22 protein-coding genes are annotated in these 23,350 nt (G+C 34.7%); 5 read left to right on the forward strand and 17 right to left on the reverse strand.

The features are described from left to right. The first annotated feature begins 76 nt into the window (after positions 1 to 76). From B8967_RS14010 to B8967_RS14025, 4 genes are all read left to right on the forward strand, one after another. A complete protein-coding gene (locus tag B8967_RS14010) occupies positions 77 to 847 on the forward strand; it encodes a class I SAM-dependent methyltransferase (protein WP_084086507.1) in 771 nt (256 codons plus the stop codon). Between the two features lie 172 nt (positions 848 to 1,019). Continuing rightward, on the forward strand, positions 1,020 to 2,042 hold the full coding sequence (locus tag B8967_RS14015) for an acyltransferase family protein (protein ID WP_084086508.1): 1,023 nt from the start codon (positions 1,020 to 1,022) through the stop codon (positions 2,040 to 2,042). Positions 2,043 to 2,179: 137 nt separating this feature from the next. Further along, positions 2,180 to 3,613 (forward strand): MBOAT family O-acyltransferase, encoded by a 1,434-nt coding sequence (locus tag B8967_RS14020; RefSeq protein WP_084086509.1) that lies wholly within the window; start codon positions 2,180 to 2,182, stop codon positions 3,611 to 3,613. A gap of 1 nt (position 3,614) precedes the next feature. Beyond that, complete coding sequence (locus tag B8967_RS14025; RefSeq protein ID WP_228406193.1) at positions 3,615 to 4,532, forward strand: hypothetical protein; 918 nt, start codon at positions 3,615 to 3,617, stop codon at positions 4,530 to 4,532. On the opposite strand, the gene B8967_RS14030 is transcribed toward B8967_RS14025, so the two are convergent. From B8967_RS14030 to B8967_RS14110, 17 genes are all read right to left on the reverse strand, one after another. After that, positions 4,529 to 5,470: a glycosyltransferase family 2 protein gene (locus tag B8967_RS14030; RefSeq protein WP_084086511.1), complete on the reverse strand. Its 942-nt coding sequence runs from the start codon at positions 5,468 to 5,470 to the stop codon at positions 4,529 to 4,531. The genes B8967_RS14025 and B8967_RS14030 overlap by 4 nt on opposite strands. 134 nt (positions 5,471 to 5,604) lie before the next feature. Next, positions 5,605 to 6,546, reverse strand: coding sequence for a glycosyltransferase family 2 protein (locus B8967_RS14035; protein ID WP_084086512.1), 942 nt, complete (start codon positions 6,544 to 6,546; stop codon positions 5,605 to 5,607). A 324-nt stretch (positions 6,547 to 6,870) separates the two neighbouring features. Next, positions 6,871 to 7,806 (reverse strand): glycosyltransferase family 2 protein, encoded by a 936-nt coding sequence (locus tag B8967_RS14040; protein ID WP_084086513.1) that lies wholly within the window; start codon positions 7,804 to 7,806, stop codon positions 6,871 to 6,873. Next, the gene (gene asnB, locus B8967_RS14045) at positions 7,806 to 9,602 is read right to left on the reverse strand and encodes an asparagine synthase (glutamine-hydrolyzing) (RefSeq protein ID WP_084086514.1); all 1,797 of its coding nucleotides are present in this window, start codon (positions 9,600 to 9,602) and stop codon (positions 7,806 to 7,808) included. Before asnB ends, B8967_RS14040 begins: the two co-directional genes overlap by 1 nt. A gap of 47 nt (positions 9,603 to 9,649) precedes the next feature. Then, the gene (locus B8967_RS14050) at positions 9,650 to 10,573 is read right to left on the reverse strand and encodes a glycosyltransferase family 2 protein (RefSeq protein ID WP_084086515.1); all 924 of its coding nucleotides are present in this window, start codon (positions 10,571 to 10,573) and stop codon (positions 9,650 to 9,652) included. 1 nt (position 10,574) lies between these two features. After that, positions 10,575 to 11,243 (reverse strand): NAD-dependent epimerase/dehydratase family protein, encoded by a 669-nt coding sequence (locus B8967_RS14055; RefSeq protein ID WP_084086624.1) that lies wholly within the window; start codon positions 11,241 to 11,243, stop codon positions 10,575 to 10,577. Positions 11,244 to 11,310: 67 nt separating this feature from the next. Then, a complete protein-coding gene (locus B8967_RS14060) occupies positions 11,311 to 12,234 on the reverse strand; it encodes a glycosyltransferase (protein WP_084086516.1) in 924 nt (307 codons plus the stop codon). Further along, positions 12,231 to 13,091, reverse strand: coding sequence for a glycosyltransferase family 2 protein (locus B8967_RS14065; protein WP_084086517.1), 861 nt, complete (start codon positions 13,089 to 13,091; stop codon positions 12,231 to 12,233). The genes B8967_RS14060 and B8967_RS14065 overlap by 4 nt, the downstream gene beginning before the upstream one ends. A 7-nt stretch (positions 13,092 to 13,098) precedes the next feature. Beyond that, positions 13,099 to 14,028, reverse strand: coding sequence for a glycosyltransferase (locus B8967_RS14070; protein ID WP_084086518.1), 930 nt, complete (start codon positions 14,026 to 14,028; stop codon positions 13,099 to 13,101). A 4-nt stretch (positions 14,029 to 14,032) separates the two neighbouring features. Then, a complete protein-coding gene (locus tag B8967_RS14075; RefSeq protein WP_084086519.1) occupies positions 14,033 to 14,665 on the reverse strand; it encodes an acetyltransferase in 633 nt (210 codons plus the stop codon). Positions 14,666 to 14,668: 3 nt separating this feature from the next. Beyond that, complete coding sequence (locus tag B8967_RS14080; RefSeq protein ID WP_084086520.1) at positions 14,669 to 15,751, reverse strand: DegT/DnrJ/EryC1/StrS family aminotransferase; 1,083 nt, start codon at positions 15,749 to 15,751, stop codon at positions 14,669 to 14,671. Beyond that, entirely contained in the window at positions 15,748 to 16,896 is a 1,149-nt protein-coding gene (locus tag B8967_RS14085; protein WP_179140065.1) for a glycosyltransferase family 4 protein, read from the reverse strand. The genes B8967_RS14080 and B8967_RS14085 overlap by 4 nt, the downstream gene beginning before the upstream one ends. A gap of 4 nt (positions 16,897 to 16,900) precedes the next feature. Then, entirely contained in the window at positions 16,901 to 18,148 is a 1,248-nt protein-coding gene (locus B8967_RS14090) for an ABC transporter ATP-binding protein (RefSeq protein WP_084086522.1), read from the reverse strand. A 41-nt stretch (positions 18,149 to 18,189) separates the two neighbouring features. Beyond that, a complete protein-coding gene (locus B8967_RS14095; RefSeq protein ID WP_084086523.1) occupies positions 18,190 to 19,038 on the reverse strand; it encodes an ABC transporter permease in 849 nt (282 codons plus the stop codon). Positions 19,039 to 19,211: 173 nt separating this feature from the next. Then, positions 19,212 to 20,075, reverse strand: a complete 864-nt coding sequence (gene rfbA, locus B8967_RS14100; RefSeq protein ID WP_084086524.1) for a glucose-1-phosphate thymidylyltransferase RfbA — start codon at positions 20,073 to 20,075, stop codon at positions 19,212 to 19,214. Between the two features lie 186 nt (positions 20,076 to 20,261). Then, positions 20,262 to 21,341 (reverse strand): dTDP-glucose 4,6-dehydratase, encoded by a 1,080-nt coding sequence (gene rfbB / locus B8967_RS14105; protein WP_047484949.1) that lies wholly within the window; start codon positions 21,339 to 21,341, stop codon positions 20,262 to 20,264. A 5-nt stretch (positions 21,342 to 21,346) separates the two neighbouring features. Next, on the reverse strand, positions 21,347 to 22,660 hold the full coding sequence (locus B8967_RS14110) for a UDP-glucose dehydrogenase family protein (protein WP_047484951.1): 1,314 nt from the start codon (positions 22,658 to 22,660) through the stop codon (positions 21,347 to 21,349). Between the two features lie 215 nt (positions 22,661 to 22,875). On the opposite strand from B8967_RS14110, the gene rimP reads away from it, so the two are divergent. After that, positions 22,876 to 23,343 carry a ribosome assembly cofactor RimP gene (rimP, locus tag B8967_RS14115; protein ID WP_047484954.1) on the forward strand — a complete coding sequence of 156 codons (468 nt, stop codon included), beginning with the start codon at positions 22,876 to 22,878 and terminating at the stop codon, positions 23,341 to 23,343. Positions 23,344 to 23,350 lie beyond the last annotated feature (7 nt).

The following is a 23,350-nucleotide window of genomic DNA, read 5'->3' on the forward strand; positions in this document are numbered from 1 at the left end:
TGAGTTACACAAATATAGCCTGTTTTTAGATAAATGAAAAAAAATCTTTATTTTTGCTTTAATTAAAGGCAACACAGTGAGTGAAATAACTAGAGTTCTCAAAACATTTATCGGGTATTTAAAAAGACCTGATCTTTATCCGGAGTTGGGCCGGAAAATTATTAAAAATACTGTAAACAGAGGCAATGCCTTTAAAGGAAAAGACAAAACCAATTCCTGGGCCGCTGGAAGAGCAGTATCACAAAAAGAAGCCGTTTCTAAGCTTTTTGGGCTTGAAATAGATGCTTTCCGTAACAATTACCAGGAAGTTTTAGCTGCAGCAGCAGAAAAAGAAAGGATTTGCCCTGTAAAAATGGGTGGTCCAGGAGCTTTAGAGCTTATCTACTATGCCTGCGAGTTTACTAAAGCTCAGCATGTAGTAGAAACTGGAGTAGCTTATGGATGGTCTTCATTGGCTACGCTTTTATCATTGGTAAAAAGAAACGGAACATTATACAGTTCAGATATGCCTTACCTGGCACAGGATGGTGATCAATATGTAGGATATGTAGTTCCGGAAAACCTTAAAGGAGGTTGGAAATTATTCCGTTTTGCAGACAAGGAATCCTTACCCAAGATTTTCACGGAAAATAAGATCTTTGATGTTCTCCACTATGATTCCGATAAGAGTTATAATGGCAGGATGTGGGCTTATGATGAGCTTTACAAGCATCTGAGAGAAGGAGGAGTTTTTATCAGTGACGATATTGGCGATAACTCTGCTTATCAGGATTTTTGTGAAAAAAACAATATTGAAACTACAGTGGTAGAATACGAAGGAAAATATATTGGCGTTTTTATTAAATAAGCAGTACAGTAGACAATTTGTTCCTTCTTTTTTTAAGATGGAGAACGGCGTGTATAAGAGGTTATTCAATGAAAATAATTCATGATTCTTTTTTACAGCAATAAAAATATAGTAAGGTTTCTGGATAAAAAACATTAAATACAATGTATAACATGACTGTTTGGCCGTTTTTATGAAGATAACCCAGATTACATTTACCCGGTTTCTTGCGGCTATGGCTATTGTCATTTCCCATTTTAATAAAGATATGTTTCTATACCAAATAGATTACATTTCTAATGTTTTTCTGAAAGCGAACGTAGGGGTAAGCTATTTTTTTATTCTTTCCGGCTTTATCATGATCGTAGCCTATCATAAGAAAGACAGGATTAACTATTTTGATTATTACAAAAATCGGTTTGCCAGAATCTATCCATTATATGTACTGGGACTTTTACTCTATCTGATCACCCGATATTCAGGTTTCAGTTTTTATAAAGCTTTTTTATACCTGTTGGGGCTTCAGAGCTGGATTCCCGGAGAGGCTATGATCCTGAATTTTCCGGGCTGGTCTATTTCTGTAGAGTTTTTGTTCTATCTTATTTTTCCATTACTCTATAACCATTTTTATTCTAAAGGAAATAAAAGTGTCTGGGTGATTACGGTCATTATCTGGGTTATAACCCAGGTATTTTGTAGTCTTTATGCTGGTTCTTTATATTATGAAGGACCTCATACGGAAAGTCATGAACTGCTGTATTATTTCCCATTGATGCATATTAATGAATTTCTGGTAGGAAATCTGGCAGGGCTGTTTTTTGTAAAAAATCATAAGCAGAAGAATTATGATGTTCCTGTCATTGTCATTTTCTTATTGATACTATTGGCGTTGATCTTTATACCTCTTTTCTATCATAATGGTTTGATGGCACTGCTGTTTATTCCGCTTATCATTTTGATATCGAAAAATAATGGGACACTGACCAGAATATTTTCATTAAAACCTTTAGAGTATTTAGGGGAAGCAAGCTATGCTGTTTATATAACACATATCCCTGTTTTATATATCTTGAGGGAAATTCTGGAACAGTATAATTTTGAGATTGATACTATATTCTGGATTTATATGGGAGTTCTTATTATGACTTCTGCTTTATTTTATCAGTTTATTGAAAAACCGCTCAGGGATTATCTTAAAAAAATAAAAATTAGTTGAGAATATTTATTTTTATGTAACTTAAAACACTCATAATGATCGAAATAAAAAATGTTCCCCCAAAAAATAACATCGATATAGATGGCTTATTGATTTATGGGAGGTATTTAAATATCAATAACTTCTAAAAAGGCAATATGTTATTTAATTCAATAGGGTTTCTTATCTTTTTACCAATTGTATTCTGTCTTTATTGGTTTGTTTTCAATAAAAAATTTCAGAATCAAAACAGGTTGTTGCTGTTAGCGAGTTTTTATTTTTATGCATGCTGGGATTGGAGATTTCTTTTTTTGCTAATGTTTTCTATTGGTTTGGATTATCTTTCAGGTATTAAGATTGAAAACAGTAAAAATAAAAGGGAAGCTACATTTTGGCTTACATTAAGTATTGTTATCAATCTCGGCTTTCTGGGTTTTTTTAAATATTATAACTTTTTTGTTGGGAGCTTTGCCGAACTTCTTGGAGGATTAGGCTTCAAAGCGAATGTCTGGCTTCTTAAAATTATCCTTCCGGTTGGAATATCATTTTATACATTCCATGGACTTTCTTACGTGATAGATGTTTATAAAAAAAGGATTAAAGCGGAACGTAATTTTACAGATTATGCCGTATTTGTCAGCTACTTTCCTCTTCTCGTAGCGGGTCCGATAGAAAGGGCTACCCATCTATTACCTCAAATACAGAAAACGAGGATATTTAATTATGACCAGGCCGTGGATGGCATGCGTCAGATACTTTGGGGGTTCTTCAAAAAAATGGTCATTGCAGATAATTGTGCTCCCTTAGTGAATGAGATCTTTACAAACTATCAGACGGAAAGCCCTGGAAATTTAGTAATAGGAGCTGTATTGTTTGCATTCCAGATCTATGGTGATTTTTCCGGATATTCAGATATAGCGCTAGGGGTTTCCAGGCTGTTTGGAATAGAGCTTCTGAAAAACTTTGCATTTCCTTATTTCTCAAGAGACATTGCCGAATTCTGGAGAAGATGGCATATTTCACTTTCTTCATGGTTCAGGGATTATCTGTATATTCCATTAGGAGGGAGTAAAGGAGGACTTTCTATGAAGATCAGAAATACATTTGTGATCTTCCTTGTCTCGGGATTCTGGCATGGAGCCAACTGGACATTCATTATTTGGGGAGGGCTCAATGCCCTGTATTTTATGCCTCTTCTGATAATGAATAAAAACCGTCAGAATATTGAAGTAGCAGCACAGGGAAAACTATTACCTTCCTTTAAAGAGTGTTTCCAGATCTTTATTACTTTTTTAGCGGTTTGCTTTGCCTGGATTTTTTTCAGGGCAGAATCTGTAACCCAGGCTTTAGATTATATAAAGAGAATTTGCAGTACCGGAATTTTTGCTTTGCCCCATTCATTGCCTGTGAAAATCCTGGCGCTGATTGGGTTTATGCTTGTGGTAGAGTGGGTTAATAGAGAAAGGTTTCACGGATTAGAAATAAAAAGATTCAATCCATGGATGAGACGTATTTTTTATATGGTTATTATTTATATCATTCTCCGTTATGCCAATTTCGGGAATAATGAATTTATTTATTTTCAGTTTTAGCATGAAGAAGTTTTTAATAAAAATAGGACCTTATTTTGTGGCAGTAGTGGCAGTATTTGCTGTGCTTGGAAGTTATGCTGACGGAAATACTGATGATAATTATATGCATTTTGCGGTTAAAAAGCCCCAGAATATTATTTTGGGGGATTCCAGGGGATCACAGGCCGTTGTACCCAGTGTTTTAAAAAAGAAACTTTCCGGGGATTTTGATAATTTCTCTCTCAATGTTGTTGAGTCACCCTATGGACAGATCTACTTTAAAGCTTTAAAACGGAAGTTGGACCCTGAGACCAAAAATGGAATTTTCATTCTGACAGTAAGTCCATGGACTTTATCATTGGATAAAAATATTAAGAACAGTAAAGATTTTCCGGAAGAGCATTCTCCGCTGAATGATGTGTACACCTATGACAGATCACCCAATTATGAATACCTGCTAAAACATTATACAAGAAGCTGGTTCAAAATATACACGGAAAGAGCAGATGCAGTCGGGAAATCCAATTCATTTCTTCATGAAGACGGATGGATGGAAATTAATGTGAATATGCATAAAGATTCTGTGGCTGCCAGAACTACCAAAAAAGAAGTGTTCTATCAGGCATTGGCTCAACAAGCCGAGTTGTCGCAGGAACGTCTCAGAGCTTTTGATGAGATAATTAACTATTTAAGAACTAAAGGAACGGTGTATCTCGTCCGGATTCCTGCTTCTAAAGGCATTATGGCGATTGAAAATAAAAAATTCCCCAATTTCAGCAAGCTATTACAGGATGTTTCACGAAAACAGAATGTGAAATTTTTTGATTTTTCAGAGGAGAGCGAAACGTATATGTATACTGACGGAAACCATATGTACCAGAATTCAAGCAAAATTTTTACTTCCAGAATGGCAGACTCTATCAAAATAGGGAAACGCTAAAATAAATTTTTTCTGAAATTAATATTGTAAATACCGGAGCGTATACTTGGGTAGTCAGAGATCAAATGCTTTAGAATCACTCCCCATTTTTGAGGCGCAGGAGTTGTTGCGATTCTGAAACTTCTGTACATTCTGTTAATATGAAGCTTGATATGGTCAGGTATTGTCTCTTCATTTTTTGCCCAGTTATCAACTTCCTGCCATAAAAGAACTCTGGTGGTAGCCGGGTTGATCTTCTTTGAATCTACCTGGGTAATCCTGTTGTTTTCATGGACTCCTCTCATGGCTATCGCTTTATCTAAAATACCCGGATACAGGTCCAGATAATAGGAAAGGCGAAATAAAAATTCAGAATCCTGGTGGAGTCTCAGACTGGCTTTAAATAAAATATTCATTTTTTTTACCAGAGCATCTCTTCGTATTGTTAAGGTATCAATACTGAACAGTCCAAAGCTTCCTAACAGATAAATCTGCCCTGGAAAAACATCTTTTGGACCATGTTTCTTATGTACTGTCGTCAGTTTATCCCCAAATACAGGATAGTACTGTTCTTTTGCTTTTTCAGTATAATAATGGACGCCAAGCGCTCCGTAGACACCTTCTACTTTTGGATCTTTAAAAAGTTCTTTTTCGGCATCAAATCTGTTGGGAAGGAAATAATCATCCGCATCCAGAAAAGCAATAAAATCTCCGGTAGCTTTTTGTATTCCCAGATTTCGGGTAGGGCCGGCACCATGATTTCCTTTATCAGGATGTTGATAGAGTTTTATTCTGTCGTTTTTTTCAATAAGTTGTTTGCATACCTGCAGTGCGTTGTCTGGAGATCTGTCCTCAATCAGAATGACTTCATGTACCTCATCAAACTGAAGGGCTGATTCTACTGCCTGAGAAACAAATTTTTCGGCATTATAAACAGGAATTATTACAGAAATTTTCATTTTTTGTTAGCTGAATTTTTTTGATCATTTGTATGTTGCAAGATAATCAAATATAAAGACTTGTAGCTTAAAAAATAATTAAAAAAGTGGAGATATAGGTCTGTAAAATGAGATGAACGTCCCGGGATCACCCATCAGACCAGTGAATGTCTGAAGTTAATATTATAAAGGCCGGATCTTATACTTTTATAATCTGTAAACAGATATTTGATAATCATCCCCCATTTTTTGAATACCGGGGCTTTTGCAATCTCGAAGCTGCGATACATTCTGTCAATATGAAGTCTCACCTCTTCAGAAATATCATTTTCACTTTCTGACCATGTTTTGATCTCTTTCCAAAGCAATGTTCTTGATATGGCAGGATTTATTACCCGTGAATTTATTTTCGTTATTCTGTTATTTTCGTGTACCCCCCGTATTGCTACTGCCTGATCAATGATTCCGGGATATAGATTAAGGTAATAAGACAGCCGAAGTAGAAACTCGGTGTCTTCATGCATTCTCAGATGAGGTTGGAATAACGAATTCATTTTTTTTGCCAATGCCTCTCTGCGGACTGTTAAGGTATCAATACTGAACAACCCAAAGCTTCCAAGCATGTGAAGCTGTCCCAGGAAAACATTGTACGTGTCATATTTTTTATAAACAGTGGTAAGCCTGTCTCCGAATAAACTGTAGTATTGTTTTTTTGCTTTTTCAGAATAGTAATGAACACCAAGTGCTCCATATAGACCATCTACTTTTGGATTTTTAAAGAGCTCTTTTTCTGCATCGAATCTATTAGGGAGAAAATAATCATCAGCATCCAAAAATGCAATAAAATCTCCGGTTGATTTTTCTATACCCAAATTCCTACTTGGGCCCGCTCCGTGATTTTTTTTATCCGGATGCTGATAAAGCTGTACTCTATCATATTTTTCAGCGATCTGCTGACATACAAGAAGTGCATTGTCCGGAGACTGGTCTTCAACGAGAATTACTTCATAAACTTCATCAAACTGAAGAGCAGATTCCACTGCCTGAAGGACATAATTTTCGGCGTTATAGACGGGAATAACTACTGAAATCTTCATTTCATCTTTTTATAATAGATTAATTGTGTTTTTTTACACTGCCATTTCAAGTACGAAATTTAAGCTTTTAATTCTAGTTTTACAATCCTTAGTATTATGATATAATGAAATATTTGCTTTTTTGAATATAATAAACCTTAAAATGTAATTTCTTATTATCTGAGCAGGGTGAATCTCGTTAATAAAATAATTTTTATGTATCGGATATTAAACATAAAGCCTCTATAAATATATGAATAGAGGCTTTGTATTTTTAAGTAATCTCTTACTCCTTTTAGACAGAATATTAATATTTTATTACTATTTGAAGAGTATTGAGATCTATCAATGAGAATAGGTGAATCTGTATTTTGTCCGCAATATATTGGGGTTTTTAAGAACAGCGGCCAATAAGCTCGTTATTTTTGAAAATCCTTTTTTTGCAGAAAGCTCAAATGCTTTTTTCTGCAGATAGATATGCTGAGCATAATCCGGTTCTAACGGCAATGGCTTAGACCATTCGTACAAAGAGTTCCAGAAAAGATACTGCCTTTGATTGTATTGTGGGGAATATCTTATAATCTTTGTAATTCTGTTGTCATCATGTATGCCTCTCATCGCTACAGCCTGATCTATAATACCGGACTTTAAATAACAGTGGTAAGCCAGCTTAATGATGAAATCGGAATCCTGGTGGACACGCAGAATTTTATTGAACTTTAAAGAATGCTTCTCAAGGGCAGTCTTTTTTATAGTTAATGCATTCAGGTGGAAGAATGTACCGAAAGTTTTCGGTGTAAACCCTAAAAGTCCTCTGAATACTTCTTTTCCCTCGGCAGGATAATTGACGGTAGTAAGTGTATTATCACTGAATTTAGACTGGAATTCCTGTTTTCCCTTTTCTGTAAGATATTCAATGCCTACGGCGTTGAAAACCCCGTCTACTTTTGAATCATTAAAGATCGCCTTCTCTGCATCGAACCTATTTGGGAGATAATAATCATCTGCATCTAAGAATGTGATAAAGCTTCCTACGGCTTTTTCAATTCCCAGATTTCTTGAAGCTGCAGCTCCATGATTTTCTTGGTCAGGATGCTGAAAAAGTTTAACCCTTGAATGTTCTTTCGTTATTCGTTTACAGATCTCCAGAGAATCATCGGTTGATTTATCTTCAACCAAAATAACTTCTTTAACTTCTTCAAATTGTAATGCAGAGATGACTGATTTTTCTAAAAATTCAGCAGCATTATATACAGGGATGATTACAGAAATATCAAGCATTATAGTACAGATTGGTTATTATCTGCCCAAAGGGCAAGTTGCAAAAGATTCCAGTGTTTCTCATCTTTATTCAGATAGCTTTGAGTTGCTTTAAAATCAATAAAATTAAATACTTTATGATTAGGGTTTTTTAGCATGTCATTGGAGAAGTTCATGAGATTTTCTTCGGCAAACCAATTCTTTACCCCTAGTCCGAATCCTTGTTTATGACGTTTTCTGATGGTTTCAGTCCAATATGATCCCATAGCTTCCCGAAGAATAATCTTGTCATTGGTATTGCTTAATTTCAACTGATCGGGTAGCTGTATACAAAATTCGGCAAAATCCAGATCAAGAAACGGGGTTCTTACTTCCAATGAATTAGCCATAGCCATCCTGTCAGATTTTACCATCATATTGGCGGGAACATAGTTTTCAAGATCTGTTCTCATAATATCATTGAGCGAGTCTGTATCCGGTGCGAAACTGTAAGGCTGCAGATAGTCTGAAAAAATACCGAGGTGCCCACGTTCTCCTTTATTAAAGTCGTTTCTTACAGCATTCAAATGGAAATCAAGGATAGAGTTATATTGTATGTTCTTTTGAGTAATGAAAGAAGTGGTTCTCAGCTTTTGATATAATTTTAATCCAAATTGAGCCATTATATTTTTATAACTGAAATGCTGCTTCATTTTGTTTTCAACGGTATAAAAATGATAACCGCCAAAAAGCTCATCTCCTACATCTCCGGATAAGACTACAGTAAGGTTCTTCTTAGCTGCTTTACAGATCTCATAATGTGGGATAAAGGAAGCATCTGCAAAGGGTTCATCAAAAAAAGGAGTGATCTTTAATAGAGAAGTGACAAGATCCTCTTTTTTCTCATGGACTTCTATGTGGTTGGTTTTATATTTATCTGCAATTTCTTTAGCATATTTCAGCTCGTTATCTTTATGGTCATATCCAAAACTGATGGTAGTCTGCTGAGGTAGAAATTCATCTACCAATGCTACAATGGAGGAAGAGTCCAATCCGCCGCTTAGAAAACTTCCTACTTCTACGTCTGCAATAAGCTGTTTTTTTACTGCATTTTTGAGGAGATACAAAAATTCATCTTTAGCATCAGAAAGACTAATCGTTCTGTCTTTTGCCGGTAAACTGTAATAGCGTGATACACTAATTTTCCCTTCTTTCCAGATTAGCTGATGGGCAGGAGGTAGGGTATATATATTACTGTAAATACTTTGGTAGGTACTTACATATCCGTACTGAAGATAGTGAGAGAGGGCGTCGGGGCTTACCTTAGGTTGAATGAGACCAGTGGCCAGAATGGCCTTTATTTCCGAAGCGAAAATAAATTCGTTATTGTTTCCAATAGCGTAGTAAAAAGGTTTTTCTCCAAAGCGGTCTCTGGCACAGAATAATTGTTTTTTCTGATTATCCCATATGGCAAATGCGAACATTCCCGGAAGTTCATGGATCAGGTTTTCCTGCTTTCTCTGATACATGGCAAGAATAACTTCTGTATCAGATTCCCCGTGATAAGGATATTCGGCATATTCCTTTTTAATATCCTGATATCCGTAGATTTCTCCATTGAGAACAATACATTCATCTTTGGTATTGGAAAACATGGGCTGTTTTCCATTTTCAGATAAATCTATAATGGAGAGCCTGCGATGGCCTAAGGCTGCATTATCATAAAATTCATAATGCGAGGAATCAGGACCCCGGTGTATCAGGGAATCTGTCATTTTTTTTATTTCTTCCTGATAATTTCTGGCATTACTGCTTATAATTCCTGCTATTCCACACATAGGCTTTTATTTTTCATCATTAATTTTCATTTTTTGTATTGGCTAATTTACGACAGATTAAGAAAAGTACTACCTTTCTGAGTCAGTTGATTTCGTAATCCTGTTAATGTTTCCCCGTCTCTGGATATTTTTTTATACTTCTTTGAAAGCTGTTTATATTGACTGATATTACCCGTCATTATATTTTTAAGCATGCTTTGTTTAAGGGCTCTTTTTTCAAGTTCAAGAGCATTGGGCAGATTTGGATTCATAATATTGACTTCAATACGGACATCTTCATACTTTGTACGATCTATTTTGTTAAGTGATTGAACACCGTCATGTACCACTTTACTTCCGGGAACAATCAATACTTTCTGCTGGTGAAAATGAATGCGGTTCACATACTCATTATCTTCTCCATAATGGAAAAAGTAAGGATTAAAACCACCTACGGTCTCTATTGTTTTTCTGGGTAACAGCCAGTGGGCGGCATTCACAAATTGGATTTCATAAAAAGGTTTCAATGTCTGAAAATAAAGATCAGAAATCAGTCTGGTTTTTTCATAGTTCTTAGCGATATACTGATCTAAAAAAATATCCAGATATTTTTCCGAGCCATCTATATGAAAAGGGCTGATAATCCCAATTTCGTCTTTGTTAGGATGATGATAATAAATATCTAGCATTTTTTCCATACTGTCTTGATAAAGCCATGCATCCTGGTTCATCAGATAAAAGAATTCTGCACCTTCTTTATATGCCTTTTCAATACCTAGATTATTGGCTTTTCCAAATCCTAAATTTTTGGGAGACTGTATAAAGTCTACTTTTGGAAAATGGGTTTTAATATAGTCCTGTGTACCATCTGTAGATCCATTGTCTACGACGATACATCGTATTGGCAATGAAGAGTTTTCTAAGCTTGAAAAACATCTTTTTGCCCATCGCATGGCATTATATGTGACGATAATTACATGAATAACAGGCATTTTAAATGTATTTTCGAGTTAATTTTTCAAGATAATTTTCTGGACTAATCCCCGAAAAGAATGTCATTATTTCCTCTTCAAAATCTACTTTGTAGAAATCCCCTTCATCTACTTCTGAATAACGAGCTTTTTGACGGGTCTCTTTTTCAATAGCCATGACAATTTCTTTTAAATCAAAATTGTATGGAAATGAAAAATTGATAATTTTATTGGACGCTTGTAAACATCGTGATTTTAAGAACCTGGAAATATCTTCTATATCTAAAAGCAGCCTTCTGGCTTTGCTATGGATTGCAAATTCAGTTTCGTTCGTGATCTGTGTTTTAAGAAAATTAAAAAGCGTATTGGGATTTCCTCCTTTACCCACTATATTACCAATTCTCAAAATCACATAATCTTCAGTGTTATTTTTTATATAATCTTCAATGTTTCTTTTATGAATGACATAGGGACTTTCCTGTTTGGATTGGTCATGAATACTCAACGTAGAAAAATAGATGATTTTTTTTTCTTTATTTTGTTCATGTACTGTTTTTAAAAGAGAAAGTTCTCTCTCAAACTCGGATGTTCGTGTTTCCAGGGAGTTTGAAACTCCTGATGCAAAAAAGACAATATCTGCTGTATCATAAGATTTTATTGCATTTGCTATAATACCGTTGCCAATAATCATATGCTGTTTCTTTTCATTAATTGTGTTGGGCTGGGGAACAATTTTACTATCTATGGTTACCAATAGGTTATTTCAGATAATCAAATATATGAAAATAGTATTTCATTTTCATTTGGGTTATCCAGCGTTCCAAAGGGGGGAGATTTTTAAGATAGTTTTTATATTGTTGAAGACAATATGCTTTATATCCGTTTTCCAGTGATGGATCTAAATTAAGTCCAGCGATTGTTTCTTTTACAAAGGAGAATCTCTTGAATACTGTAAAAAGGGAATCGCGGGATAGAGCTTCTTTTTCATTCTTAAAATGGGAAAAAGTTTTGTATCCAATATTTTGTTTCGGATGGATTCTGTATTGGCCTAAAATGTTTTTTTCTACCCATACTGAATCTTTGTTAGAGGCTACGAGCATAAGCTCGTAATCATGGATAATAACCGGATTAATTTTTTTTAACGGAAGATGAGCCTTTAGGAATGTATTTCGAATAGCGATACTCATTCCTGGAAATATATTTCCCTGGTATAATATCCTTTTTATGATATCTCTAGGATGTTTAAATTGTTCAGGGTTAACTGATTCTATATCCCAATAGGTTGTCTCTTCTGTACTGTCTATGGCTTTACCAAAAAGTTTAATATTATGAGAAATAATGTTAATGTTGGGATTTTTTTCAAATCTATCGGTAATAACTGTAGTTTTATTTTTATACCACCTGTCGTCCTGATCACATAAAAATACAAGATCTCCAGTACATAAACTCATTGCTTTTTCAAAGTTTCCTATATAACCCAGGTTCTCTGGGTTTTGATAGACCTTGATAATGTCTGGAAAATGTGCTGTATACTCAGAGAGTATTTTCAATGTTCCATCAGTAGAACCGTCATCACAGATGATAACTTGAGATACCGGTTTTTCCTGGCTGAGGATACTTTCCAGCTGTTCTGCGATATATGTTTCACCATTATAGGTGCAGAGGGCTACAGATAGAATCATTTTTTCTGAAAAAGTTTATAATAATATTTTTTTAAAGCCAGATAGCCGGAAATGACCTTACCTCCGGTTACTTTATTAAATTCGTTCCTCATCTGTATAAATTGTGAAGAGCGAACTTCAATGATGTGATAAGCCAACCTGTCATGAAGATCATCACCATATAATTTCTTCAGTATCGGAAGAATTTTTATTCTTTGATGAAGAATTTTATGAAGGTCAGAGGACATACTGTTATTGCTGTCTTCTTTACGGTAATGGGCTAGAGGTTCTTCTAGGAGAAGTACTTTTGGATGGTCCTTCATAACATAAATCCACATTAGCCAGTCTTCACAGCTTGTTAAAGATGTGTCAAAAAGAAATCCATCAAGTAAGTTTTTTGAGATTAAGGAACAATGAATAGGGATGCTAAATTTTAAATCCCATCCAAATACAATACCCTCAAATGTTAAAAAGTCCTGTTTAACACGATTGTAACCGGGATAGTGTGTTTGGTTTTTGTAAATAGTAAACTGGCTTACCATTAATGAATATTCTGTTCCAGAGGAAAGGCTTTTTGTAAACTTTTCCGAATGGATAGTATCATCAGAATCTAAAAACTGAATGTAATCTCCTGAAGCCTTTTCCAATCCTGCATTTCTTGCAGAAGATAAGCCTCCGTTTTTTTTGTACACATATATGAATCTGCTGTCTTTTTCGATCCATTTTTTTGCTGTTTTTTCTGTATGGTCAGTAGAGCCATCATTGACAATAATACATTGCCAATTGGTATAGGTTTGATCCCATACAGATTGTAGACACTCATCTAAATAGATAGCCTGATTGTAACATGGAACGATGACAGAAATTAATGGGGACATAAATGACTTAATTAGGAGTTGATAAGTGTTTTCTATAGCGGAAATAAGAAAGATATTTACGTATTGGAAAGTTAAAACGGACAAGTTTGAAGTTTTTCAAAACTGTAGTGAGCATTTTTTTAAACTGGTGATGTAGCAGATAATACACGTATAAATTCAATGTATATCTGTTAATCAATTTAACATCTTCAGGGGTATATCGTGTTTTAAATAGTTGCTGTATTCTTAAAATTTGTGAAAAGTGTTTTTCATCATTTCCTATTCCGGTTATTTGTGCCATTGTTCCCATATCATTAACCCTATAAACAGAATAACATTCGTCCGAAACATATGCTTTAGAATTTGGGAATGAGTTTAAGGTATTTATATAAACCATCCAATCTCCAAAATAAATATTTTCAAGATAGTGAAAGTCTATTTTGTTTTTTCTAAACATACATGTGCAGGAAATCAAATTGTTTTTCGAAAAAAAATCTTTTATTTCATATGTTTTTTTACGAAGTGGATTTCCAATAAAAGTAGTCAGATTTCCATTTTCTAATAATTGTGCTAGACCGCTATGAATGGAATAATCTGGATTTTTTTCTAAAAAATCTACCTGTTTCTGAATCTTTAATGGATCAATCCAGTAATCATCACCATCACAAATTGCATTGTATTTGCCCCGACATTCAGTAAGTGCCCATGAAAAATTTTGCATAATTCCCTTGTTTTTTTCATGTCGGGTATATTTTACAATAAAATTCTCAGGAATCTTGGCTTTTTCTAAAAAAGACACTATTACTTCGTCAGTATTATCGGGTGAGTGATCATTAGCTATGATAATTTCTATGTTTCCATCATAGTTTTGTTGTATAATACTGCTTATAGCTTGTTCAATAAATTTCTCATGACCATAAGTAATCATAATAACACTTACCAAAGGATGATCTGACATTATATTAATTTTTAGTAAGTATTCTGGCAGGTATCCCTACTGCTGTACAATGGTCTGGAATATCTTTAGTTACTACAGAACCTGCGCCTATAATTACGTTGGTTCCAATACTAACTTTCGGAAGAACAACAGCGTTGGTTCCAATAAATGTTTTATCTCCTATAAAACAGTTTCCGGATATTGAAACATTGGGACAAATTTCAACAAAATCACCTATAGAAACATCATGTCCTATAGAAGATATTTGATTAATAATTACTCCTTTGCCAATTTTAACATCATTAGTAATGACTGTGCTTTGCATAATGTTGCATCCTTCACCAATAACATTTTCATAATGTCCTATAATACTTGTTGTTGCTATCGTGGAAGTAAAAATACCTCCTATTTCTGTAAATTTATTATAAAGCTTTTCCCTAAGAATAGGATTTCCGATGCCAATAGTAAATCTGTTATCAGTATACTTAAAATATTCTACAGCTTCTTCTATTGATTTTAATATTGGAAATTTATCATAAAGCTTACCGGTAACATCATCATTGACATCATCATAAAATGCAAGGTTGTCCAGCTCTGAATTTTGATGACAAACTTCTAATACTTCTTTTGCAAAACCTTTAGCTCCTATTATTAGCATAAATTAATTATTTTGTATTCTTAAAATTAATCTTGAAATTAAATCTACTTCTTCAAACGTCAGATCATAATATAAAGGTAAACAAAGAGATCTTTTTGAAATGTCTTCGGTTATAGGAAGTTCTAGTTTGGAAAGATAAGGTAGTGCTGAAGCTAAGCTAGGATAGAAATATCTTCTGGTGAAGATTTCATTTTTATCCAGTTCCGCTTTTAATTTTAACAACAAGTCCTCACTTTCTAAAATAATGGGATAATAAGCGAAATTTTCATTAGCTTTTTGATGCCAGCGCGGTCTGAAAGCCTTCAATCCCTTCAGTTTTTCATCATAAAGTCTTGTTAATGCTTTTCTTTTTTCGTGTATATCAGAAATATATTTCAGATTGGCTAATCCCATCGCAGCATGAAATTCAGAGTTTTTGCCATTGATTCCTAATTCTGAAAAAGAGTCATATCCTGAAATACCAAAGTTTCTGATAGAGGCTAGTTTTTTAAGTAAATCAGCATTTTGAGTAATTATCAAACCTCCTTCAATAGAATGGTAAAGCTTGGTTGCATGCAATGAACATGTTGAAATGTCACCATATTCAAAAATAGATCTGCCATTTATTTTTACATCAAAAGCATGAGCTGCATCATATATCACTTTTAACTTATGTTTTTTTGCAATAATCTCTATAGCTTCCACATCACAGGGGTTGCCATAAACATGGGTAGCAAGAATTGCCGTTGTTTTTTCTGTAATTGCATCTTCAATTTTTGAAGGGTCTATGCATAAAGAATTAGGATCTATATCTGTAAAAACAGGAGTACAGCCTTCCCATACAATAGTGCTTGTGGTTGCTATGAAGGAAAATGGAGTTGTAATAACTTCTCCTGTAATTTCTAATGCTTTAAGAGCCATTTGTAAAGCTACTGTCCCATTGGTTACAAAAAGCAAATGGTTGAGCTTAAGATGATCTTTAAGCTGCATTTCTAACTGGCTGGCTAAAGGGCCCATATTAGTGAGCCAGTTACGCTTCCAGATGCCATCTAAATATTTTTCATATTCTTCTTGTGGAGGAAGAAAAGGTTGGGTTACACTAATCATATATAAATGTCTAAAATTTTTAATCTTTGATTGAGTTGATTTTCATGAGAATATATCTTCTTACTTTTCGACTGAATATTATTTGACATTAAATGTACAATTTTCTCATTTTTAATCAAACCTTCAATAGAATGGAAAATTGCTTCTGCATCAGGTTTAGTAATAATCATTTCACTATCTGTAAAATGAGAATTTTGCTGAAGCTCATCGGTTAGAATGGGAATGACTCCATTTAAGGCTGCTTCAACAACCGCTCCCAGAGGAAAGCCATCGAAAGAACCATCGTTTAAAACAAATGGTCTGTTGGGAGAAATGATTATATCCTGTTCTAAAAATATTTCGGATAGTTCTTCATATTTTTTGTAGCCGTAAAAGATAAAATCTTTAGAATATTCATCAAGAGGTATTTCATCCTGATCAAATCCACCGATAACACTGAATTTGACATTATAATTATTCTTAAGCAACATTTTGGCTACATCAATAAATATATCATACCCTTTATCAAGTCCCTGAGCCATATATTTTGCTGAACAAAAACAAATATTCAGTGAATCTTCTTTTTTATAAACCCGTTCTCTTTTTACATTGTGTGAATTTTGAGGTATAATTCCTCCAAAAATGTAATGAATTTTGTTTTGTGGACAGCCTAATTTTTCAATGATGAAGTTTCGGGTAAATTCCTGTGTGACAATCACTCCTTTAAAGCAAGGAGAGGTTAAGACCTTCTTTAATTTTCGTAATGAAGACTCATCTTTGATATTAAAACCACCTCCCGGGTATAATGTGAAAATGAAATCCGTCTTATTCTTTTCCAGGTATGGCAAACAGTCATATATGACATTCAGAAAAACACAATAGAAAAGTTTTGCATCATAATGTAATATATCTGCTACAGAACCCAATCGGGTCTTGTGATATACTAATTCTGAATTTTTTTCTAACGCTTTTAAGTCTAGTAAATGCTGAGAATCCGGTTGGCCTACTACTTCGTAATCGGTGGGATTAACAATAATTTTAGAATGTTGATAATGACTGAGAAGAGCCAAAAATTCTGCCATTCTAAATCCTGAAAGTGGATTTGGAAATATAGAATCATAAAGAAGAAGATCTACTTTTTCTTTAGACCGGAAAAAATTTTTCACGCGATCAATCATTTTTCCATTCTAGTTTTGGTCGTACAACGCCATTCCATCGTCCCATATAATCGCTTCTGCCTTCCAATACATCTTTTAATTCCAATCTGATTATTTTGTCTAATTCAGTGATAATCGTAAAATTTTCTCCAACAAGTAATACACTGATGTAGTATACCCCGGAATTAAGTAAATCTTTGGGAATTGTACAGTAAGAAGTATGTTTTCCAGCACTGTATTCCGGTCTGTAAATGTTTGGAGATGATAGGACATAGATTTCATCTTCGGTGAAAACAGAAAATGAAATATTCAGTTTTTGACCTGAAACAAAATTGATGAAATCAAACTCCAGGGTGATATCTTCATTGATATTAAATTCATTGGATTCACAGAAGGCTTTAATGGATAGAATTTTAGCTAAGCTGTTTCCAGGAGCATCACTTTCTTCCCATTTCATAAATGTATCCCTGTTTAAAGATTCACTATTATAAACCTTAATGGCCTTGTCAATATTTCCATCAAATGCCAACTGTCCGTTTTCTAAAATGATTCCTTTATTACAAAGTTTTTTTACAGCAAGAATGTTGTGGCTTACAAATAAAACAGTTCTTCCTTCTCCTTTCGTAACATCTCCCATTTTTCCAAGACATTTCTTTTGGAAATCAGCATCTCCTACAGCTAAAACTTCATCTACAATTAAAATTTCAGATTCCAAGTGGGCTGCTACTGCAAAAGCGAGACGGACATACATTCCTGAGGAATATCTTTTTACAGGAGTGTCAATATATCGTTCTACCCCGGAAAAGTCTACAATTTCATCAAATTTGCTTTTAATTTCCTTTCGGGTCATTCCTAAAATGGCACCATTTAAAAATACGTTTTCACGTCCTGTCATTTCAGGATGAAATCCCGTACCTACCTCTAGAAGAGAGGCGATCCTCCCATTGGTATATATTTTACCGGTGGTAGGTTTGGTTACTTTACTTAAAAGTTTTAAGAGGGTTGATTTTCCAGCTCCGTTTCTTCCAATGATTCCTACAGCATCTCCCTGTTCAATTTCAAAATTAATATCACGAAGAGACCATACATATTCAGATTCCCCTTTTGTAGTTCTATCATTAGCTTCACCAATTTTCAGATAAGGATCTTCTTTCCCTCTTACTTTGTGCCAAAATCTATTAAGGTCGTGAGATAATGTACCAGTTCCTACCTGCCCCAAGCGATATTGTTTTGATATATTTTCTGCTTTTAAAGCCAGCATATATTAATTGATTTTTGATTAATAAATTGTTAATTGTCATTTTATACTGTGTCCATGAAAGTTTTTTCAACTTTATTGAAAACAACTACTCCAATCAGTAAAAGAATGATGATAATTATTGTGCTGAAACCCAGCATTAATGGTGAAAAGTTACCTACCCCCAGCCATGCGTATTTAAAACATTCGAATATGCCTGTAAGAGGATTATAGAAAGCTAATTTTTTAAAGATCCCCTGTAAAGCTGAGGTAGGATAAATAACAGGAGTAGCATACATATATAAGCTAATTCCAAATCCTAGAAGCATACTGAGATCCTTATATTTCGTCGTAAGTGCTGAAAATATCATTCCGACACCCAGTGCAAAAAAAGCCATCAACACAATAAGAAAAGGGGTTGCCAGAATCCATATGTTAGGATGTACCTTTCCCTGGCTTAGATAATACCCCCATACGAGAAGAAACAGTAAAAACTGTACCGAAAAACGCATGAAGTTTGAAATAATAATTGATAAGGGAGTGACCAATCTAGGGAAATATACCTTTCCAAAAATTGCCGAATTTCCTAAAAATGTACTTGAGGTAGCCAGTAATGATGCTGAAAAATAATTCCAGAGAGTAACACCTGCGAGATAGAATAAAATTGGTGGAGCGCCATCTGTAGGTAGTTTGGCAATAGCACCAAAAACAACCAGATATACGATTGTGGTTAAAATAGGATTAATAAAAAACCAGATCGGTCCTAAAATAGTCTGTTTGAAGCTTGATATAAAATCTCTTTTGACAAACATATAAATCAGATCCTTATACCTCCATACTTCTTTAAGCTGGATATCAAATAAAGAGTGATTGGTTTCAATTGTTTCTGTCCACTTTTGCTGTGGTTCATTCATCTGTGTAAGTTTTTACAAATTTATAATAATTAATTCTTACCGTATTTCTTCGTTTTATGAATAATTGTTCACATAAAAACGAAAATCAACAACTAATATATTGATATTTGTTGTTATAAGCAAAAACTATTGGCCATAAAGCCAATAGTGTGTGGGATTTACAAATTTTTTTGTTATTTACGAACAAGCTGTTTCAGGTATTCACCATAGCCGCTTTTGCCATATTTAGCCGCTGTTTCCAGTAGCTTTTCTTCATTGATGAATTTATTTCTGAAAGCAATTTCTTCAATACATCCTATCTTGAAGCCTTGTCTTTTTTCGATGACACTTACAAATTCTGAAGCATCATGAAGGGAATCAAAAGTTCCTGTATCCAACCATGCGGTACCCCTGTCCAGTACACCCACTTCAAGGTTTCCCTGGCTTAGATAAACATTGTTTAGATCTGTGATCTCCAGCTCACCTCTTGCAGATGGCTGAATGTTTTTGGCAATGTCTACCACACTGTTGTCATAAAAATATAAACCGGGAACGGCATAGTTTGACTTCGGCTGTAAAGGCTTTTCTTCAATAGATATTGCTTTAAAGTCATCATCAAATTCTACAACACCATATCTTTCCGGGTCTGCTACATGGTATGCGAAAACAACACCTCCTTCAGGGTTGGTTTTGTTTTTTAATAAAGTTCCCATCTCAGAGCCGTAGAAAATATTATCACCCAGAACCAATGCTGCGGAATCGTTGCCGATAAACTGCTCACCGAGAATAAAAGCTTGTGCCAGCCCGTCCGGACTTGGCTGTACAACATATTCTATATTACATCCTATCTGGGACCCATCACCTAAAAGTTTGATAAATCCAGGTTGGTCATGAGGAGTAGTAATGATCAATATATCCTTAATTCCTGCTAAAAGAAGCGTGGAAAGAGGGTAGTAGATCATAGGTTTATCGTAAACAGGCATTAGCTGCTTGCTTACTGCAATGGTTAAAGGGTATAGTCTTGTTCCGGATCCTCCGGCTAATATGATTCCTTTCATCTTTTTATTTTTTTATGTTCTCTACTGCATAGTCTGTATGATTTTAAATCGCCATTTCAGAGATTTCCAACCTGTTTTTCTATGCTTTTTATAAAATAGAATCAGGCTCTTTTAGATTCTCTTAATAAAATATATGGAAGAGAGGTCTGATTATATTTCATACGTAGTTCCTTTGGTGTATGGATACTAGTTATATTGTTTTTCGTAATATTTTTGGTAATCTCCGCTGGTTATATTTTCAAGCCATTCTTTATTCTCAAGATACCAGTCTATCGTTTTTCCAAGACCTTCTTCAAACGTTACTGAAGGCTTCCAGCCCAAATCTTTATTAAGTTTGGTAGCATCAATAGCATAACGCTTGTCATGACCTGGTCTGTCTTTTACAAAAGTGATCAGCTTTTCAGAATGACCTTCCGGCTTTCCTAATTTAGCGTCCATTTGTTTGATAAGCTCTTTTACCAGATCAATATTCTGCCACTCATTGAATCCTCCGATATTATAGGTTTCTCCTGTTTTTGCCTCATTGAATACTTGCTGGATAGCTCTGGCATGATCAATTACAAAAAGCCAGTCTCTTGTATACTTTCCATCACCATATATAGGTAAAGGTCTTTCATTAATGATATTTGAAATGCATAAAGGAATCAGCTTTTCAGGGAAGTGATTGGGCCCATAGTTATTAGAACAGTTTGAAACTATAAAAGGCATTCCATACGTGTTACCATAAGCTCTTACCAGATGGTCGGAAGCTGCTTTTGATGCGGAATATGGAGATTGAGGGTCGTAAGATGTGGTTTCTAAAAAGAATCCTGTTTCTCCTAAGCTACCATATACTTCATCGGTAGATACATGATAGAATAAATTTTTTCTTTTTTCATCCGGAAATCTTCCATGAGTATGATCCGGGTTTAAAGTCCAGAATTCCTTACAAAGATTAAGAAGGTTAGCTGTTCCGTTTACATTCGTGTTAATGAAAGCCATCGGGTCTGTAATACTTCTGTCTACATGACTTTCTGCTGCTAAATGTACCACCGCATCAGGATTGTATTTTTCAAAAACCCTTCTTAACTCTTCAGGTTCTGTAATGTCAGCTTTTTCGAAAATATAATTAGGTTCGTTTTCAATATCCTTTAAGTTTTCTAAATTTCCAGCGTAAGTAAGAGCATCAAGATTGATGATCATGCTATCCGGGTTGTTCTTTACAAATTCTCTTACAACATGTGAACCGATAAATCCGGCGCCTCCAGTAATAATTATATTTTTCATTTTGTCTATTTTAAAATTGTTCTTCTTCCTATACTTTTATAGTAAAATCCATTCTGCTCAGGAACTTCTAACGGATACATATTTCTACCGTCAAAAATAGCTTTATTCTTCATTTTTTTCGACATGAGTTCAAAATTAGGATTTTTAAACTCAGGCCACTCTGTGGAAATGAATAGGGCATCCGCATCTTCCAGAGCATCATACATTCCTTTTGCATATTGTATTTTATCCCCAATAAGTTTCTGTACGTTGCTTTCTGCCACAGTATCATAAGCTATGATTTCAGCTCCTTTTTCCAATAACAGGGCAATATTATCTAAAGAGGAGGCTTCCCGAATGTCATCCGTATTGGCTTTAAAAGCTAACCCCCATATAGCAATTTTCTTGCCTTTAATATTTCCTCCGAAATATTTTTCTATCTCAGAAACCAGAATTACCTTCTGTGTCGTATTTACATTTTCTGTAGCTTCCAAAATCTGGAAGTTGAAATCTTCCTGTTTTCCGGATTTGATAAGCGCCTTTACATCCTTAGGAAAGCAGCTTCCTCCATAGCCGATGCCCGGAAATAAAAACCGGTGCCCGATTCTGTCATCACTTCCCATTCCCAGTCTTACCTTGTCTACATCTGCACCTACTTTTTCACAATAGTTGGCAATTTCATTCATGAAAGTAATTTTTACTGCCAAGAATGAATTAGCGGCATATTTAGTAAGTTCTGATGATTTTTCATCCATGAAGATGATCGGAATCCCAGTATTGGTAAAGGGTTGATAAATTTTAGACATAATGTCTTTGGCTCTTTCAGAGCTTGCTCCTACAACCACTCTTGATGGGTTCATGGAGTCTTCTACAGCAAAACCTTCTCTTAAAAATTCCGGATTTGAAACTACATCAAAAGGAATGTTTGTTTTGGAAGATATGACGCTGCTTACTCTATCAGCAGTTCCTACGGGTACCGTACTTTTGTTGACAATAACTTTGTATTCTGTCATCATCTCACCAATATTATTGGCTACCTGGAGAACATAGGAAAGGTCTGCTGAACCATCCTCACCGGGAGGGGTAGGCAGTGCCAGGTAAATGACCTCACTTTTGTCTAAGGCCTCTTTAAGATTGGTAGTGAAAAATAATCTTTCAGATTGGATGTTTCTTAGAAACATTTCTTCAAGGTTTGGCTCATAGATGGGAACTACGCCGTTTTTCATACCTTCAACTTTTTTTTCATCAATATCAACACAGTATACTGAATTGCCAAGTTCTGCCAGAGTAGTTCCTGTAACTAACCCTACATAACCTGTTCCTACAATCGTTATATTCAAAATGTTTGGTTTTTAAAATTCAAGACAAAAATAATAAAAATACTTTCATATGCCCGTTTAATTTCATGTAAATAGAATTTGTGCTATTTGCTTGATAATAAGATAATTTTGCTTTTTTAGAAAAAAAGCGTATATTTGCAATGGATTTACGGGAAAAATGAGAAGGCTTCGAAAGAAAGCCTTTTTTCGTACTATAAATCAAGATAAAACAATGTATGGAGTTTAGAAAAAGAATTGAAGAATTATTAAATGAATTCCTTGAGACCAGAAAAGATCTGTTTCTTATTGATCTTAAATTTTCTGCAGGGGATGACATTACAGTGATTTTAGATGGTGACAATGGAGTTTCTTTGCAAGATTGCCTTGATGCAAGTCGTGCGGTGGAATTCAATATGGATCGTGAGGAGCATGATTTTAGCCTTCAGGTGATGTCTGCAGGACTTAGTGAGCCGTTGTCTATCCCAAGACAGTTCAGGAAGAATTTAGGACGAGAGATTGAGGTTATGTTGGAAGACTCTTCTAAAATTGAAGGAGAATTATCTAAAGTAGATGAAGAAAAGATCACCCTTGTTCTACGGTATCGCAAGCCGAAGGATATCGGAAAAGGGAAGGTTGATGTAGAGGAGGAGAAAGAAATTCCTTACTCTGAGATCAAAAAAGCATTGGCAGTAATTAAATTTTAAAAAAGAA

Origin of the sequence: Chryseobacterium sp. YR221 (genome assembly GCF_900176315.1) — a bacterium.
Classification (GTDB): Bacteria; Bacteroidota; Bacteroidia; order Flavobacteriales; family Weeksellaceae; genus Chryseobacterium; species Chryseobacterium rhizosphaerae.